Annotated in this window: 17 protein-coding genes; 9 read left to right on the top strand and 8 right to left on the bottom strand. The window is 41.1% G+C overall.

Features of this window, described 5'->3' with window-relative positions; genetic code table 11:
* Positions 1-118 precede the first annotated feature (118 nt).
* Positions 119-1,276, bottom strand: a complete 1,158-nt coding sequence (locus AC1XUO_RS26470; RefSeq protein WP_483332854.1) for a Gfo/Idh/MocA family protein — start codon at positions 1,274-1,276, stop codon at positions 119-121.
* A gap of 360 nt (positions 1,277-1,636) precedes the next feature.
* Between AC1XUO_RS26470 and AC1XUO_RS26465 the strand changes: the two genes are divergently transcribed.
* Entirely contained in the window at positions 1,637-2,374 is a 738-nt protein-coding gene (locus tag AC1XUO_RS26465) for a metallophosphoesterase (RefSeq protein ID WP_483332853.1), read from the top strand.
* Between the two features lie 109 nt (positions 2,375-2,483).
* Here AC1XUO_RS26465 and AC1XUO_RS26460 read toward each other — a convergent pair whose 3' ends face one another.
* Positions 2,484-3,326, bottom strand: coding sequence for an oxidoreductase (locus AC1XUO_RS26460; RefSeq protein WP_483332852.1), 843 nt, complete (start codon positions 3,324-3,326; stop codon positions 2,484-2,486).
* An 87-nt stretch (positions 3,327-3,413) separates the two neighbouring features.
* The gene (locus AC1XUO_RS26455; protein ID WP_483332851.1) at positions 3,414-4,373 is read right to left on the bottom strand and encodes a helix-turn-helix domain-containing protein; all 960 of its coding nucleotides are present in this window, start codon (positions 4,371-4,373) and stop codon (positions 3,414-3,416) included.
* A 141-nt stretch (positions 4,374-4,514) separates the two neighbouring features.
* Here AC1XUO_RS26455 and AC1XUO_RS26450 point away from each other — a divergent pair, with 141 nt between their 5' ends.
* The 8 genes from AC1XUO_RS26450 (at position 4,515) to AC1XUO_RS26415 (ending at position 9,655) form a co-directional block, all read left to right on the top strand.
* Entirely contained in the window at positions 4,515-4,943 is a 429-nt protein-coding gene (locus AC1XUO_RS26450; RefSeq protein ID WP_483332850.1) for a hypothetical protein, read from the top strand.
* Positions 4,944-5,031: 88 nt separating this feature from the next.
* The gene (locus tag AC1XUO_RS26445) at positions 5,032-5,949 is read left to right on the top strand and encodes a cation diffusion facilitator family transporter (protein ID WP_483332849.1); all 918 of its coding nucleotides are present in this window, start codon (positions 5,032-5,034) and stop codon (positions 5,947-5,949) included.
* A gap of 127 nt (positions 5,950-6,076) precedes the next feature.
* Positions 6,077-6,379 (top strand): hypothetical protein, encoded by a 303-nt coding sequence (locus AC1XUO_RS26440; RefSeq protein WP_483332848.1) that lies wholly within the window; start codon positions 6,077-6,079, stop codon positions 6,377-6,379.
* A 143-nt stretch (positions 6,380-6,522) separates the two neighbouring features.
* Positions 6,523-6,678, top strand: a complete 156-nt coding sequence (locus AC1XUO_RS26435) for a chryseobasin-related MNIO class RiPP peptide (protein WP_483332847.1) — start codon at positions 6,523-6,525, stop codon at positions 6,676-6,678.
* A 15-nt stretch (positions 6,679-6,693) separates the two neighbouring features.
* Entirely contained in the window at positions 6,694-7,830 is a 1,137-nt protein-coding gene (locus tag AC1XUO_RS26430) for a multinuclear nonheme iron-dependent oxidase (RefSeq protein ID WP_483332846.1), read from the top strand.
* Positions 7,831-7,913: 83 nt separating this feature from the next.
* On the top strand, positions 7,914-8,366 hold the full coding sequence (locus tag AC1XUO_RS26425) for a GNAT family N-acetyltransferase (protein ID WP_483332845.1): 453 nt from the start codon (positions 7,914-7,916) through the stop codon (positions 8,364-8,366).
* A gap of 15 nt (positions 8,367-8,381) precedes the next feature.
* Entirely contained in the window at positions 8,382-8,867 is a 486-nt protein-coding gene (locus AC1XUO_RS26420) for a peptide deformylase (protein WP_483332844.1), read from the top strand.
* Positions 8,868-8,890: 23 nt separating this feature from the next.
* Positions 8,891-9,655: a methyltransferase domain-containing protein gene (locus tag AC1XUO_RS26415; protein WP_483332843.1), complete on the top strand. Its 765-nt coding sequence runs from the start codon at positions 8,891-8,893 to the stop codon at positions 9,653-9,655.
* A gap of 87 nt (positions 9,656-9,742) precedes the next feature.
* Here the strand turns inward: AC1XUO_RS26415 and AC1XUO_RS26410 are convergent, their stop codons facing one another.
* From AC1XUO_RS26410 to AC1XUO_RS26390, 5 genes are all read right to left on the bottom strand, one after another.
* Positions 9,743-10,003 carry a DUF3072 domain-containing protein gene (locus tag AC1XUO_RS26410; RefSeq protein WP_483332842.1) on the bottom strand — a complete coding sequence of 87 codons (261 nt, stop codon included), beginning with the start codon at positions 10,001-10,003 and terminating at the stop codon, positions 9,743-9,745.
* Positions 10,004-10,110: 107 nt separating this feature from the next.
* The gene (locus AC1XUO_RS26405) at positions 10,111-11,808 is read right to left on the bottom strand and encodes a ribonucleoside-diphosphate reductase subunit alpha (protein WP_483332841.1); all 1,698 of its coding nucleotides are present in this window, start codon (positions 11,806-11,808) and stop codon (positions 10,111-10,113) included.
* A 71-nt stretch (positions 11,809-11,879) separates the two neighbouring features.
* The gene (locus tag AC1XUO_RS26400) at positions 11,880-12,854 is read right to left on the bottom strand and encodes a ribonucleotide-diphosphate reductase subunit beta (protein WP_090332246.1); all 975 of its coding nucleotides are present in this window, start codon (positions 12,852-12,854) and stop codon (positions 11,880-11,882) included.
* A 628-nt stretch (positions 12,855-13,482) separates the two neighbouring features.
* A complete protein-coding gene (locus AC1XUO_RS26395; RefSeq protein WP_483332840.1) occupies positions 13,483-16,716 on the bottom strand; it encodes an error-prone DNA polymerase in 3,234 nt (1,077 codons plus the stop codon).
* A 16-nt stretch (positions 16,717-16,732) separates the two neighbouring features.
* On the bottom strand, positions 16,733-18,229 hold the full coding sequence (locus AC1XUO_RS26390; RefSeq protein WP_483332839.1) for a Y-family DNA polymerase: 1,497 nt from the start codon (positions 18,227-18,229) through the stop codon (positions 16,733-16,735).
* Positions 18,230-18,377: the final 148 nt, after the last annotated feature.

The raw sequence follows: 18,377 nt of genomic DNA, 5'->3' as shown, positions 1-18,377 counted from the left end.
ACACCAGGCGACCAGATTTTGCTTCGCATAAATATTATTCGTCCGGGAGACTTTTTACGCTTTTAAAACAAAACCTGATGATAGGAAAACAAGGGAGAAAACGCTGGCGATATTTTTTTTATAACACGACTTGTTTATTTAAATCTGCTGACTGGATTCCTGCTTCCAATACTTCTATGATTTTTAATCCATCGTAAAAACTCGGTTCGATTACAGTATCATTGCTTATGGCATTAACAAAATCCGCCACAGCATGCACAAAAGCATGCTCATAACCTATAATATGCCCGGCTGGCCACCAGTGTCCGGCATACGGATGCACAGACTCCGTGGTCTGGATAAGTCGAAAACCCTGCGTTCCTTCTTCGTCCGCTAGAGAATAATATTGCAATTCGTTCATCCTTTCTATATCAAAAAGGATGCTTCCCTTACTTCCATAAATCTCAAATCGAAGTCCATTTTTCCTGCCCGTTGCGAACCGTGTCGCTTCGAAAGAACCTATTGCGCCGTTTTTAAAACGCACCATCATCAAAGCTGCATCCTCCACCGTGACCTCTCCCTTTTGATCACCCAAAGTTGCAGCACTGAGATTTCCGGAAGTGGTTTCATCAGCCAGGGGGCGTTCTTTTATAAAATTGGTAGTCAGGCAGGATACCGTTTCAATATCTCCCACGAGGAAATGCGCAAGATCCACCGCATGGGAGTTCAAATCCCATTGCGGGCCAGCCTGGGCAGTTTCCTTTCGCAGTTGCCAGGTTAATGGAAAGTTTGGGTCGACGATCCAATCCTGCTGATATGCACACCGCCAATGGAAGATTCGCCCGATTTTCCCATCCTCAATCATTTTCTTTGCAAAAGCAACCGACGGAGTTCTTCTGTAATTATGATTCAAATAATGTTTGACCTTATTGTCCTCGCAAACTTTCACCATTTCTTCCGCTTGTTTTCTGTTCATGGCAAGCGGCTTTTCACAAAAAATGTGTTTACCTTCTTTTGCCGCAGCCATGGCAATTTCATAATGAAGATTTTGCGGCAGGGCGATATCAATAATATCGATTTCAGGATTGCTTACCAATTTCCTCCAATCCGTTTCCGTTTTCTCCCAGCCCCATTTTAACGCAAATTCTTTTAGAGAACCTTCTTGTCGACCACATGCTATTTTCAAAACCGGTTTGGCCGGAAGATCGAAAAAGAAAGGTGCTTTGAGCCAGGCATTGCTATGCGCGCGCCCCATAAATTTATATCCTACTATACCGACATTCAGGTGTTTTGTCATGATCTGTATTTTCTAATCAATTAATAGCTACTTCTTACTAAAAGCACTTTTGGAGTCAGGCTTAATATAAATTTTTCTATTCACGTAAGTTTTATTTCTTTAAATGTAACTTTTACGACCAGAAATAATCGATGCCTTGCCCATTTTCTGATAAAAAATAAATTGTAAATAAAGTTATTTACAGCATTCTGAGCGCGTTTGGATTCTTGATTAATGAGGAAGCAATAACTTGAAATAACGGTTTTATGAGTAAAAACTCACCATGTTTTCTAAAAATCGGGGTGACAAGAAGTTTTTCCGGCTGGAACAAATATTTTATCCGTTCATGATAACTGAATAAATCACATATAACAGAATAAAATGGCGCAGGAAACGTATGTTATTGGCGATATCCATGGTGCTCTAAAAGCATTGAACCAAATCATTAAATTAATCAAGCCGGATGAAAACAGCCGACTCATTTTTCTTGGAGACTATGTAGATGGTTTACCAGAGTCCGGGCAAACGATTGACTTTTTGATAGAACTGGATACCCGATTTAACTGTGTGTTCCTGAAAGGAAATCATGACGTTTGGTTAGAGGAATGGCTGGAAACGGGACATGCCGATCCGTTATGGCTGGCAAGTGACGGACAATCCACTTTGCGAAGTTATGGCTCTTACAGTGGAGTCGAGAAGAAAAAACATCGCGATTTCCTCCGAAAATTCAGGAGTTTTTATGTAGACGATCAACAAAACCTTTATGTTCATGCTGGTTTTACCTCACAGCAAGGCCCGGCAAAAGAAATGTACGAAAACTATCTCTTCAACGACCGGACACTGCTAGAAACAGCGATGATATTCAAAGACATGAAGCAGCTCCCGACTGATCATTTTCCGGTCAGACTTAGTTTGTTTAACGAAATTTTCATCGGACATACCCCTACATTAAAATTTGGCAGCGAAGTACCAATTCATGCAGCGAACCTTTGGAATATGGATACCGGCGTGAAGAAAAACGGTAAACTGACAGCCATGGATGTCAAAACAAAAGAGTTTTGGCAAAGTGATCTGATTATTGATTTATATCCGGAAGAGAGTGAAAAAATATATTTCTGACTTTTTAAGCTTGCGAGAATGAAATATTAAAATCTGTTCGTCATCATCATAAAATAACACTGAGCTCAGTCGCAAAAACTGAGCTCAGTATGTAAACGGTAATTTTAAATTACAAAAAGTCAGTTGAAAGCGTTATCACTTTGTTCGCTTCAATCCCCTCTTGTAACATCTGCACTTTGTAGTTGGCAAATTGTAACGCATCGGATCCCAGTAAAAGGCGGAGAGGAGGCTCTGCGAGCTTTGAAACAGAGAAAATAGCTTCGGCCACTTTTTGAGGATCTCCGATTTGCGTGCCCGGCACGTCATCGGAATGTTTGCGTTTCTCTTCCTGAATGGCGGTGTAAGCCGCGATTGGGTTCTCAGGATGAGCGATTGTACCACTTTTCAGGAAATTGGTACGAACATACCCCGGCTCAATAATAGTAACGTTGATACCGAATGGCTGAACTTCTTGTGCCAAAGCTTCAGACAAGCCTTCCACTGCGAATTTGGACCCACAATAAAGTCCCCAACCGGCACCCGCAATTAAACCAAAAACCGTTGACAAATTAATAATATGGCCAGACTTCGCCGCACGCATATGTGGCAAGACGGCACGCGTTACATTCAACAAACCGAAAACATTGATATCAAAAATAGCCTTGGCTTCTTTGGCGGACGTTTCTTCAATACCTCCGATCAAACCATATCCGGCATTATTTACTAAAATATCGATAGATTTAAATTTTTCAATTACTGATTCAACGGCCATTTCTACACTTTTTTCATCGGTGAGATCGACTTGCAGTGGTAAAAAATTATTCGAATCCGTACTGATCGCAGATTTGAGATTTTCAAGATTACGACCTGTAACTGCGACATTTTGCCCATCGGCCAATAACGTTTGTGCCAGTAAAAGACCGATTCCTTGTGACCCTCCCGTGATAAACCATGTTTTGCCCTGATTTTCCATTTCTTTGTATGTTTAAATTTGGTGATACAAAGGAACCTTCATCAGCGCGGCAATCACTTATTCATAACATAGGGATACTTGCGAGTTTCAAAGATTCGCCTGGGTAAACGCATTTCTTCTGAAAATCGAGGGGGAAATATTCTCTTTCTTTTTAAAAAATGATGTAAAAGCTGCATGTCCTGAAAACCCTAAGCCGAAGCTGATACGATTAATATCCCAGTCCGTTTGAATCAGCAGCACCTTGGCTTCATACATCAAACGTTCCTGAATATGTTCCCTCAATGTTTTTCCGGTATGTTCTTTTACCAAGGAATTCAGATAATTCGGATGCACATGAAGTTGCGCTGCAAACTCTGCGGCCGTCTTTAATTTTACAGCATCGTCCTGAACCTGAAATGCAGATTCGAGCAGAGACAGAAAACCATGAATATATCCATAACTTTCCGGAACAGTCTGGTCAGGCAGGGTTTTTCCTGCTCGCCGGGCAGCCAGTAATATCAGTTGAAAATGCAGCAATATTGCCTGCTTTTTGTCCTCATTGTCACCTTCCTCTTCCCTGACAATGGACTCAAAAGATTGATTTATTTCAGCAGACTGATTTTCAGTCAATTGCACCACAGCTTTGGAAGCCTTGAAATATGGATAATTTCTCAATAATTGTAACACATGGTCTGTTTCGTACTCAAAATATTTGGGATGGATAAGGCAAAAATGTCCTCCGGTTTCTTTTGATGTCGTTTGCCATGACATGATCTCATCCGGATGTAAGAATGCAATATCTCCTGGCCCAAGTGTATATTGGTGCAGTCCGACAGTCAATATACCTGTCCCGGAAGTCATATGGAATATCTTGAAAAACTGCCTGCGATTTGGTGAAATGTAATCAACAACCGGATGATTTTCTCTGTTTTTAATACTGAAATAATTGGTAGCAAGAGGATAATGCTGGACATTTAGAAACGGCACTTTGTAATTCACCTCTGCAAACGAGGCTAATGCTAACCGTGGTATATCTGCTCTTTCCATATCCAAAATTATCAGATTCATATTAATTAACCTGAATTTGAGAATTAAAACCCACTGCCAAAATCCGCAACAGTCTGTCCTACATTATCTTATTGTTAACTCACGATTATATACAAGACGATTGAATAACTTTGTGAATCAGTAAGAAAATGATACATTTTAATGATGTGGATTAACAGAAAAGAATGGCTTCTTGTGGGAGTTTCGATTATATTATTAATTATGGGTGGCATTTATTATTGCTTCTCACCAACTTACAAAGAGCATTTAATTCATCATATCGGATCTCCTGAAAATATATGGGAAACTCCGGATAAGTCAGGAAACAGCGCTTTGATCATTAAGGTTGAGGGTTATGCAAACGATGATTATAAACTAAAATTAGATTTTTATCACAAAGACACTCCGAAGGCCGGCAGCTTCAAAAGAACTCATTCAGAAGTTATCCGATTTCCTGCCGGAAATATTAACGGAACTTTGAAAAGGGATTTTTACGGAGAACCTGATAACAGTAAAGTGAGTATCACCTACATTCCTGAGCACGAATCCACTTCCAAAGGCACTATTAAATTAAAAGTTGGTATATTTTAACATTCTGCAACCTTCTTACCAAACAAATCCGGTCGACTTCTTGTTGTTTATTTAAGGATCAGACACTTAGGTCTTTATTTCCCCTATTATGAATGCCCGGCAAAAACGAATTCAGGAGAGACAATTAATTAAAATTTCGATTGCCATAGGTTCTTTGCTGACCATCTGGGCTATCGCGGTGGGGATTTTGGGCGAATCAAAATCCATTATTTTTGATGCACTTTTTTCAATGGTAGGCCTTAGCCTTTCCGGTGTTTCGCTCCTTGTCAATAATTTTGTCCGCAAACCTGATGACGATAATCTCCCATTCGGCAGATCGCAATTTGAGCCATTTGCCATAACCGTCCAGTCATCTGTCATTATCTTTTTGTGTCTTTATTCCCTGGCTACGTCGGTGATTGATATCATGAACGGTGGCAAAACAGTAGCGTTTGGCATTGCGCTTCCCTATCTGGTTTTCTCAATTATCGGATGCTTCCTTTTATGGTTGTTTTTCAGAAAAAAAGCCCGGGAATTGAAATCTGAATATGTCAGGATTGAATCAACAGAATGGCAGCTCGACGCACTTTTAAGTTTGGGCGTTCTTTGTGGATTATCGCTAAGCCATTTTTTTAAAAATACCACCTTGGCCTTTGTCATTCCCTATCTGGACCCAGCGATGGTCGTCATAATTTCCCTGGTATTTTTAAGGATACCAACCCGGACATTTTGGAAAAATATTCGGGAATTGTTACAGTTCGCACCCGATGACGAAGTGGAAGAAAATATCCATACGGCATCTGACAAGATCGCAGAAAAATATAATTTCCTGGATTCACTGGTAAGGGTTGCTAAGACCGGTAGCAGCTACACAATCGAAATTGATTTTTTATTACCTAAAAGCCTGTCAGACATGAAAGTTACAGATCTGGATATGATCCGTCAGGAGCTTTTTGATATGATAAAAGGAGATTACAAAATGTGGCTGACTATATCCTTTACCACGGAGCGAAAGTGGATGATTTAACTTTTAGCAAATAATATTTTATCGATCTCCCAAAATACAAATTACATTAAGTTTTCATTAAGTACTGCCTGCTAAACTTTTCTATTAATATCTTTGCAGTCCGGAAAGTACTTTGAAGAATAAAATAATGAAACATGAAAAAGTTTTTGTCCTTGACTTGGGACGTTTGGCGAAAGTGATTACACGAGGGAAGTTGGCCGCAGATCTTTCCAAAGTTATAATTGAGACAGAAGTTTTGATTAAGGACACGAAAGATGAAGACTTCCATCCTCCGATCCAATTAAGCCACCCAAAATATTGGAAACTTAAAAAACTGACTGCCGAACGAGCCAGAGTTTTACAATTTCAATACAGTGGCTTAACCGATAAACATCTCAGAAAGTCAATCAAAGAATTTGAGAAAACGTTTGATCGGGAGGTATTAAATTAAACAGATTTTTAAGCCGGGCTATGATGGCCTGGCTTTTTTATTTGACAAAAATGCGAACCAGGTTACAACCATATTTCGCAATATGGAGTCTTTATGTTCAGAGTGAGCAAGCTCGTAACTTATTAACTAAACCGTTAGCCAATATGAAAATCTCAAAAACAGTTCTTCAAGCCGTTGCCGTAGCCGTCGTTGTCAGCACTACAATCAGCGCATGTGCAAACGATAGCGTAAGTCCCGAAAAAGAAAAGGCTGCCAAAGCTAAAAAACTGGATCCCTGCCCGGCTTGTGGAATGGGTTGATTTCATTTGATACCCATGTCCAAGATCCTTTCATCCATTGCCTGCAATCTGGATACCAATATCTTATCGGCAGCTTTCCCGCTTTTCGAACAGGGAAAAGTTGAAGCGATTGAGTGGTCTTTTGACACGCTTTTCAAGTATGACGAAATACCGGAATGGTTTTCTGGCTTGATTTCAGAATTTGCCAACGAGGGCAGACTTGTGGGTCATGGCGTATATTTTTCACTATTTTCGGGCAAATGGCTTCCCGGGCAAGATGCCTGGCTGAAAAAACTTAACACTTTTTCCAGGAAGTTCAGGTTTGATCATATCACAGACCATTTTGGATTTATGACCGGCTCTGATTTTCACAAAGGAGCACCGATTGGAATCCCTTACACCAAAACTTTTCTGGAAATCGGTATTGACCGATTGAAGAGAATTCACGAAGCCTGTCAGTGCCCTGTGGGGTTGGAGAATCTGGCATTTTCTTATTCAGTAGAAGAAGTTAAAAACCACGGCGAATTTCTTTCCAAGCTGGTAGAAAGCGTTAATGGTTTTATCATTCTTGATCTCCATAATCTTTATTGCCAGATTCATAATTTCAATATAGATTTTCAAGATATTATAGCTTTGTACCCACTCGAAAAAGTGCGTGAGATACATATTTCAGGCGGTAGCTGGGATGAAAGAAAAACTTCCCGGGGCGAAAGAATAAGACGCGACACGCACGACGACGCAGTTCCAAAGGAAGTATTCGAACTGCTGAAAGCAACAATGCCCAGGTGTCCAAACCTTAAATTTGTCGTGCTCGAACAAATGGGAACTGCGCTAGATTCCATAGAAAGCCAACTGGCCTTTCAGCAGGATTTCCTAAAAATGGACGCCATTGTCAAACAGAAACAGTATGCTTTTTCGGATAAATTATTCAATAATTTTCTCCCCATTGAAACGGTATCCTTAACACAATTTCCACTTGAAGACCTGTCACTTTTTGAACAACAGTTGCAATTATCTTCAATCCTGGAAACGGCCGAAAACTTTAATCACGCCAGACAGTTATTATCAAAATCAGCACTCCATCATTCGGAATGGAAAGTTGAAAACTGGGAGCCATATATGCTGGAGACGGCCATGGCTATTGCTCAAAAATGGCGGGATGGGTTTTTATAACTGCCTTTTCACAGATCAAACCATAATTAACTTAAATTGCCGCAAACATATTCTCCGGCATTAATAATTTACAGATTCATTCAATGATCACCTTAAAACGAACAGATTCCACAGACGAGGATTTTATTTTTCTGGTAAAAAAGCTGGACGCCGACCTTGCAATCCGCGACGGTGAAGATCATTCCTTTTACTCCCAATTCAACAAAGTTGACAAAATCAGACATACCGTTGTTGCCTTCGAAGATGGAGCACCTATTGGATGCGGGGCTATTAAAGAATTTGATCAAAATACGATGGAAGTTAAGCGAATGTATACTTCTCCCGAAGGCCGTGGAATGGGCGTTGCGTCTTCTGTTCTAAGGGAACTCGAAAAGTGGGCCACAGAAATGTCCTATTCAAAATGTGTTCTGGAAACCGGAAAGCGACAACCGGAAGCCATCGCATTTTACAAAAAGAATGGCTACAAGATTATTCCAAACTATGGCCAGTATATCGGGATTGAAAACAGCGTTTGTTTCGAAAAAGAACTAATTTAACAGCTTTTATCCTTTATGAAAGGCTTAAACGATATTTTGCAACTTGGCCATCCGCTTCTTTATGAAGTCTGCGAACCGGTGTTGGAAACAGAACTTCCGTTTGTAAAAGGCTGGATTGATGACCTCCATAACGTCATGCAGGAGATCCGGCTAAAATACAATTTCGGAAGAGCGATCGCTGCTCCTCAACTAGGTATCATGAAGCGATTAATCTACATGAATATTGATAAACCCGTCGTTTTCATTAACCCCGAATTTACCGATCTGAGTGAGGAAATGTTTGAAATGTGGGACGATTGTATGAGTTTTCCCAACTTACTTGTGAAAGTCAAACGGCACAAATATTTGACAATAAATTATCTGGATGAAAACTGGCAGCCGCAACAATGGAAAATGCAGGATGACTTGTCTGAACTTCTACAACATGAGTATGATCATTTGAACGGAGTTTTATGCACGATGCGAGCTATCGATGAAAAGTCGTTTCAATGGCGAAACTAAATTTACTACGTAAGAACTTGATAATGGCCTGGAATCCGAATACATACAATAAATTTAAATCAGAACGTTTTTTGCCATTTTTCGACCTGGCTGCTCTGATCGAAATAATGCCAGGTTTGGAAGTTATAGATCTGGGATGTGGAACAGGAGAATTGACCAGAAAATTGGCTGATATGTTACCTGATTCAAAAGTGCTGGGCGTAGATTCTTCTAAAGAGATGCTTGATGATGCCAGGGAATTTGAAAATGAGCATGTTCGTTTCGAGCAACGATCTATTGAGGAGCAGTTACAATCCGGAATGCAGTGGGATCTGGTATTTTCCAACGCGGCAATTCAATGGGTTAAAGATCATAAATCACTTTTCCCGGAAATTATTTCTTCGATTAAATCTGGTGGCCAGCTCGCAATCCAGTTGCCCGCTCAAAACCATAACCTGACAAACCGAATGCTCAGCGAACTGGCTTCGGATCCGCTTTTTGAACCACATTTTAATAATTGGGACCGGGCGGATACTGTGCTGAATATTGACGATTATGCCGAGTTATTGTTTGAGAATGGAGGAACTGGTATCACTGTTTTCGAAAAAATATATCCTCTTGTGCTGAATGACTCGGATGCGCTGTTTGATTGGGTTTCAGGTACTGCTCTGATACCTTACCTGGAAAAGCTGGATGATCAAAATAAACAGAATTTTATCAACGAATACAAGGTGCGTTTGAAAAGCAGATTCCCCAAGTCTCCGGTATTTTTTCCTTTTAAAAGAATACTGATGAAAGCAACTTTTTGAACATTTATATACAAATAACGCACCAAATTGAAGTTGAGAAAAACCCAGTCTTCAATTTGATGCTTTTATTTTATTTCCCCTGCCCGCTTATTTCTCTTGTCCGCGACCGGTTTTTTGCTGTAACTCTTCAATACGTTTTGAAGCGTTTGCTTTGGTAAGCGTTTCATCAAATTCTTCACCCGCTTCATCTGAAAGCGTTTTCAAATAGGATTGCTGCGCGCCAGTCATAGGCTCGTCACCAGTTGTCCATTCATCCGGATCTTTTACGGTATTTGAGCCTTTTATTTCCTGATTGCCAGTTGACGGATTCTGATTTTCCTCAGTCGAATTTTGATCGTTAGTTGCCATATGAAGTTATGTTAAGTTATTCATAGGGATAAAAAAATTGAGCCAGCGTTTTGCCGGCTCAATCTGTGTTTATCAACTTACCAATGTTTAAATCAGCTAAAAATCTTTTACGATTCGCAGGACTGGCAACTTACCAAGCTCGTCACCAATTCTTTCGAAACGCTTTGACTTCTCTGATAGTAAAGCGTTTTCACACCTAACTTCCAGGCTTCAATAAGTAATTTATTAACTTCTTTAACCGGCAGATTGGAAGGGATATTCAGATTTAAACTTTGAGACTGATCCACATATTTTTGACGGATCGAAGCCTGCTGAATAATTTCCAGCTGACTAATTTCTTTGAAAGTTTTGAAAACATCTTTTTCCTCAGCAGATAATTCGGGCATGTGCTGCACACTTCCATGATTCAGCATAATCGTTCGCCAGGTTTCCTCATTGTCCAAACCTTTCTCTTCCAGTAATACTTTCAGGTATTTATTCTTACGCATAAAATTACCTTTTGCAAGACCTGCCTTGTAGTAATTACTGCTGAATGGTTCAATGCCCGGAGAGGTTTGACCAAGAATGGCAGATGAAGAAGTTGTCGGCGCAATAGCCAGCAAAGTTGTGTTTCTGCGACCATATCCTTTTAGTAATTCCGGCTCTCCATAAATCAGCGCAAGTTCTTGCGTCGCCTTTTCTGATTTATCCTGAATTGCTTTAAATATTTGTGTTGTAAGCTGTTTTGCCTTCATTCCTTCAAACGGAATCATATTTTTCTGCAGATATGAATGCCATCCCAAAACGCCAAGACCAAGCGCGCGGTGGCGTTTCGCAAAACGGTTTGCGCTAGCCAGGAAATGATTTCCTTCTGTTTTTTCAATAAATTCCTGAAGAACAGCATCAAGGAAAAAAATCGCCAATCTCACCGCATCCGTATCTTTCCATTCGTCATATAATTCTAGGTTCATGGACGACAGGCAGCAGATAAAGGACTCATCTTCTGTCGACGGCAACATAATTTCCGAACACAAATTACTTGCGTTGATACGCAGATTTTTGTCTTTGTAGACCTGTGGTTTATTCAGGTTCACATTGTCAGAAAAAAATATATATGGAAGACCTTTCTGCTGACGGCTTTGTAAAATTTTCGCCCAGATTTCTCTTTTGGCCATGTCACCATCGATCATGTCCTGCATCCAGTAATCAGGCACACAAACGCCTGAAAAAAGATTCTGGATCGGGTGACCAATATCTTTAATTTGTAAAAATTCTTCTATGTCTTCATGATCGATATCCATGTAAGCTGCGAATGCACCGCGGCGCACTCCGCCCTGAGAAATCGTGTCCATGGCCGTATCAAAAAGACGCATGAAACTTACAGCTCCACTACTTTTTCCATTATCCGTCACAGCACTTCCGCGCGCACGCAAATCACCGAAATAAGCAGAGGTTCCGCCGCCAATCTTGGTTTGCATAATCACTTCTCCAAGCTTATGTGTGATACCTTCAATATTGTCAGGCACATGCACGTTGAAGCAGGAAATAGGCAATCCACGCTCTGTGCCCATATTTGCCCAGATTGGAGAACTTAAACTCATCCAGCCTCTCTCAACCATTTCCTGAAAAGCTTCTTTCAGTTCAGGACGGTACAAACGTTTTGCGGCTGCGGCACAAACACGCTCAATCGCTCCTTCCACGGTTTCGCCTTTCAACAAATATCCACGGTTTAGAACCTGCTCGCTTTCAGTGTTTTTCCACCATAATTTCTCCATTTCGTACTGGGGAGTGACACCTTCCAGCAGGTCTAATTCGGCAACTTTCATTTATTTTTTATGATTAATATGTTGTTGATTTCTCAGTTTTACTTAAAAAATTTCGATCAGAATTTTGTTTTCTAGAACAGATCAAATGCTGAAATACTTTTGTCGTGTTTGGTATAATCCACCGGACGTTTTGCAAAAAAGTCATCCAGACTGTTCGCAAAAACTTCCTCTTCAAACCATTGCAGCAATTTCACATCCGCGATCGCAAGGTTGAACTGGCGGGGTAAACCAATTTTTTGAAGACTGTCGTCTGCGCGATACTTCATGAAATTGATCAGATCTTCCTTATTGATGCTGTCGATTTCACCCTCGCTGAAAATCCAGTCGATGATGCGGGATTCCACATCGATAGACGAGCGCACCAAACGGGTGATCTCTGCCACTGTTTCCTGATCAAACATGTCAGGAAATTCTTCTTTGATTTTATTTACAAGATAAATTCCCGCATTTGCATGAATCTGCTCATCAATGGAAGTCCAGGCGATGATATTGCTGACGTTTTTCATCAAACCCTTGAAACGGGCAAAAGATAAAATAATCGCAAATTGACTAAACAAGCTTACATTTTCGATCAAAATCGAAAACAGGATCAGCGAGAACGCGTATTCTTTTTTATCGGTAGATTTTGAATTTCCCAAAGCTTCCGACAAATAATCGATACGCTCACGGATCACAGGAATTTCTACCAATGACTCAAACTGATTGGTATATCCAAGCACCTCCAACAAACGTGAGTAAGCTTCCGAATGGCGGAATTCACATTCGGCAAACGTGCTTCCCAGACCATTGAATTCAGGTTTTGGCAAATGGTGAAAAAGATTGCCCCAGAACGACTTAACAGCCACTTCGATCTGAGCGATCGCGAGCAAACTATTTTTCACAGCGTTTCTTTCTGCCGCGTTCAAATGCGAATGAAAATCCTGTGTGTCTGCTGTAAAATCTACTTCTGAATGAACCCAGTAAGCTTTATTAATCGCTTCCGTAAATTGTAATATTTCCGGATACTCAAATGGTTTGTATTGTAAACGTTTATCAAAAATACTCATAAAAAAATGCTATCTATAAATTATAATGTTAGAATCGTTTGAGCCTTTCCGGTGTATATCAAGTAAATAACTTTTATTTTGAGCTAAATAAACACACTGGCAAAGCGATTTTTTGCTTCATTCCGAATAGGATATTTAAATGTTTCAACCAATATGTCGCTACATTAATTTCATATTTTCCGGGCTGTAAACTTACATATTTATTAATTTAAATTTAAAAATTTGTAAACTATTTAATTAACAAAATTATTTATTCGTCTTATTATCAGTAAATTAGTGTATAAAATTTGTCAACTTTTATTTTTAAATCTCTTAATTGATAAAAAATTAAATAAATTTATTTAGGTAAAATTTTAGATATCAATACAGTAAATTATGGACAGACCGACCATAAAGGCCAGATGATTTAAGATTAAGGAGAAAATTTCCATAAATGACTTCAAAAGGATCATGCAGATTCTCCAAAAAGCCTGAATTTCAAATTTTTGATCATTCCACAAATATTTTCCTTTTTAAATTCGCAACCATTAGAAGTACAGATTTTGTACATTTATAATATTCTTAACTAAAAAAAACAAAATTATCGATAGTTGATTTTAATAAAAACAATAGAATGTTCATGCCCTGTTTACCTGAAATTTCTTCCGGAAGGAAAAATTTCAGCTTGAACGTCTTTCCGCACCTGCGTTCGTTTATTAATGGCCTGGGAAACGTACTCATCTTTCTCATCGGCTCTTGAAAGTGTGAGTAAGGCAGGATCCTGCTCCGTCGCATGCAGTTTCCGAAGCAACCCGGACATATCGAAACATCGTTTCACAATAACATGGATCACTTCGCCTTCTTTTTGAAGTTTCCCCTCCACCATCAACAGGCGCGAACGAAGAATTTCTTTGCGGTATTTTTCAAATAAGCTCTGAAAAATAACCAGATTCGCAAAACCAGTTTCGTCTTCGATGGTGATAAAACAGACACCTCCCGCCGTACCTGGCCGTTGCCTTACCAACACCAATCCGGCTACTTTTATAATCCTGCCTTCGTTTGTTATGCCAAGATCTTTCGTAGTCAGTGCTTTTAATAAGGTCAGCTTTTCACGAACAAAACTTACCGGATGCGCTTTTAAAGACAGAGAAGTCGAGACATAATCCTGAACGACATGCTCCGAATCTGTCATTTTTGGAAGTTGCACGACCTTTTCAAAACTGCTTTCCGAAGGCTGACCTGCAAACAATCCCGTTGGCCGGTCATTCAGTGCCGACACTTCCCATAAAGCTTGCCGCCTGTCCAGACCAATTGACCGGAACGCATCGGCATCCGCCAATCTTTCAAGCGCAGATTGAGAAACCCCCGCATCGCGTAGCGCGTGTATACTGGTGTATGGCCGATCTCTTCCTGAAACAAGAGCAACTATATCTTCCTCCCGCAATCCCTTAATTTGTCGAAATCCCAGTCTGATCGGATAATATTCTTTCTCATCAACACTTTCATCCAGCAGATTATCCCAATTGGAGTAATTAATATCTACCAGCTGAACCTCTACATTATTTTTTCTGGCATCGATGACAATCTGAGCGGGCTGGTAAAATCCCATGGGCATACTGTTTAATAAGGCCGTAGCGAAAACATCGGGCAGGTAACATTTTATCCAACACGAAACATAAACAAGCAAAGCAAAACTGGCCGCATGGCTTTCAGGAAATCCATAACTTCCAAAACCTTCCAGCTGCTTAAAAACACGTCTTGCAAATTCTTCGGTATAACCTCTTTCCGTCATACCATCCACCAGTTTTTTTTCAAAACGCGTTACCATTCCTTTCACTTTAAAAGTGGCCATACTCCGGCGCAGTTCATCTGCCTCGGCTGCTGTAAAACCTGCCGCGACAATCGCAATTTTCATCGCCTGCTCCTGAAAAAGCGGGACACCCAGTGTTCTTTCCAAAATCGCCTTCAACTCAGGCGAAGGATATTCGACAGCTTCTTCGCCATTTCTCCGGCGCAGATACGGATGCACCATATCTCCCTGGATTGGTCCGGGACGTACAATGGCCACTTCTATCACCAAATCATAAAAACAGCTCGGCCTTAACCTGGGAAGCATGGATTGCTGTGCACGACTTTCAATTTGAAAAACACCAATTGTATCCGCATGGCTGATCATTTCATAAACCACAGGATCGTCCTGTTTGATATTGGCGAGCGTAAGATCCATGTTGTAATGTTTTTTAGCCAGATCAAACGCCTTTCGGATACAGGTCAGCATACCGAGTGCGAGCACATCGATCTTTAAAAAACCCAGCGTATCAATGTCATCCTTATTCCATTCAATACAAGTCCGGTTTTCCATCCGCGCATTCAGTATCGGACACAGATCTGAAAGTTTTCCGCGTGTGATCACAAATCCGCCGGTATGCTGCCCAAGCTGCCTGGGAAAACCCATGAACTGCTTCGTCAGATCAAGTATTTTTAAAAGGTGTTTATCCTCAGGGTTAAAACCGTGCTCTGCAATCCGTTTTCCTTCAAACCATTCATCCGTAAATTCCCAGATTGAACTGGAAAGCCGATTAATGGCATCCACCGAAAGCCCCATCGCTTTACCTACATCCCTGATCGCGCCGCGCTGATGTTGCTGGGTTACCGTTGCGACAATGGCCGCCCGATCTCTACCATATTTATTGTAGATATATTGGATGACTTCCTCCCGCCGTTCATGTTCAAAATCCACATCAATATCGGGCGGTTCATTTCGTGCGGATGATATAAATCGCTCAAACAAAAGATCAAATTTGGTAGGGTTTACAGAAGTAATTCCCAGACAAAAACAAACCGTCGAATTAGCGGCCGAGCCTCTACCCTGACACAATATTTTTTGCTCTCTTGCAAAACGAACAATGTCATAAACAGTGAGAAAATAAGGAGCATAGTCCATTTCCTCAATAAATTTCATTTCGTGATGTATGGAAGAAATAATTTTTTCCGGCAGATTTTCTCCAAAATGTTCTGCTGCGCCTTTCCAGGTCAAATATTTCAGCTCCTCCATTGGGGAGCGTCCTTCTTTTGTAATTTCTTCCGGATAAATATAGGTCAGCGAATCCAGCGAAAACCGGCATGCGTCGGCAATTTCCCGGGCACGGCGGATGGCATCAGGATATTTCCTGAAAAGCCGCTGCATTTCTTCTATGGGTTTCAAACATCTTTCCCCATTCTGATACAACCTGAATCCTGCATTATGGATCGTACATTTTTCGCGGATACAGGTAACAATATCCTGTAATTCACGCCGCCCGGGATTGTGATAATAAACATCATTAGTGGCCACCATGGGAACATCCAGCCGCTTTGCCAGCTGCGAAATTCTGTAAAGTTTTTTAGTATCGTCACCCTGGTATGAACGCGAAGCAGCGATGTACAGATCTTTTCCTAAAAACTGCCGGTATTCCTTTAACGACGAATGAAATGAAGGATCAAAATCAAAAACTTCATTCAACGACGCAGGCGGCACGGCAATAAATTTTATTCCTTTTGCATACCTGTATACATCGGCCTTGTACAAATGACACTTCCCCTTTTCCGCCCGGAGATTACCTTCCGACAATAATCCTGAGAGCTGTGAATAAGCTTCCTTTGTGGTCGGGTATGCAAGAAGCCCAGGTCCATCAAGCAAATCCAGACGGCAGGCCGGGATAATTCTGATGCCCAGCTTTTTTGCCGCAGCATGACCTCTCACAATTCCTGCCAGGGTATTATGATCCGTTATCGCAATTTCCTTATATCCTAAAAGTGCAGCCTGCTCAACCAGTTCTTCCGGGTGCGATCCACCGCGCAGAAAGCTGAAATTAGTGGTAACCTGTAATTCTGTATAACTCATGCCACTTGCTTTTTAATCAGGCAAAAAAACCGTGAATGAACCATTCTGGCTTATTTCCGTCGTAATATCCAAGCCTGAAAATCCAATACCGGGCACCTGATTCATCTTCCAGACAGTAATAATCCCGATGTAAACCCTCGTCCAGCCACCATTCCCGTTCAATCCGCTCCGGTCCGTCTGCCTTGCTGACCTTATGCACTTTTCCCTTATACCGAAATAACATTGGCGGATAATCCGGTATTGGTGCACTGACATAAATCATTTCCGGCCTTGCCAACAAATGAACCGGCCGGAGACGATCTGTCCGCCAATTTGTTTCTGATTGTTCTTTTAATGAAGCAGCCTGCCTGACCGAACGTTCCGGCCAGTAATGTTCATCTGGCAGATACCTGTGAATGGAATTCATTCCTGCCCTGCCCGCCAATCTGTCAAGCAATTCCAGCAAGCTGGTATCATCAGCACGGCATACCTTCCAAAGTGTTTCCTGAACCGGGTCAATATCTTCCACCTGGTTTGCTTCCAAAACAAATAATTCAATTCCAAGGGCTGGTTCAATCCTGGTTATTTTTAGTTCAAAAAGTTTAAATAAATGCGTTGCATGACATGAGGGACCATTCGTAACGATATCAATTTGTTCCACTTTCCCGTCCATACGGTACCCCTTAAACGTTGCTGCGCGAAGTCCCTTTTCTTCGCCTGACAATCTTTGACACAACTTTTCCAGCAGACGTTGCAGAGCAATTTTAATTCCGGCTGCTGTAACAATGGGTTCAAGACAAGGCAATCTTTCCTGATATGGTTCCAATGGCTGAACCGGTATTATGGTTTCATTTGACGGACCCAGCGCCTGATCCAGTCTGTCTAAAAGTGCCTGACCAAAACGCCTTCGAAGTACTGTCCGGGGCATACCAATGAAATTGCGTATCTGATACAAACCTAACTTATGCAGTCGCTCAATGATACCCTGTTCCAAACGCAAAGCAGCTGGCGGAAGTGTCAGCAGTGCATCAGCCTGTTCGCCAGGGCCAATGATTGGAGAAATCTGTCCATACCGGGACACCGCCCAGGCAGCACCAATTGTATCTGCAATGGCTGCACGAACATCATATCCTGAACTTTTCAGTTTAATCACAATATCTTTCAGGTAAGCTTTTTCTCCGCCCCAGAGATGTGCACAGCCTGAAATATCCAGAATTATTCCATTGGGGGAATCTATCCCGGCGATCGGTGTATAACGTATACACCACTCTGCCAATGCGGGCAGTAGTTTTCCGGATAATTCCGGGTCATCGTCCAGCACCTGAAGATCAGGAAATACGGCACTTGCATCTGCCACTACCATACCTGTTTCAACGCCATTACTTTCTGCAAGCAGATTGGCAGCACGCACCACCATCCTTCCGCGTTCGGGAGAGGCTAACACAAAAGGCATTTCCTTTAATGCCGGCTGTTGCATGGCAAACCAGTCTGTAGTTAAATGGCGAAACCAGATTGTAGCATAACGTCGAGACATGTTTTCAAGTGGTTAAAATGCGGTTTTTTTGAATATTGTTACTATCAGCAACAAATAGTTGTTTCCAATAATAACAATTAGTAGTATAAGAGGCAAGAATTTTTTTAATAAATCAGAAATAACTCACTCCACTTCAATTAGAAATTCT

It is taken from the genome of Dyadobacter sp. HNCC25DJ186 (genome assembly GCF_056895235.1).
The sequence above is the reverse complement of the archived record's forward strand: the minus strand, read 5'-3'. Positions and strand labels throughout refer to the sequence as shown.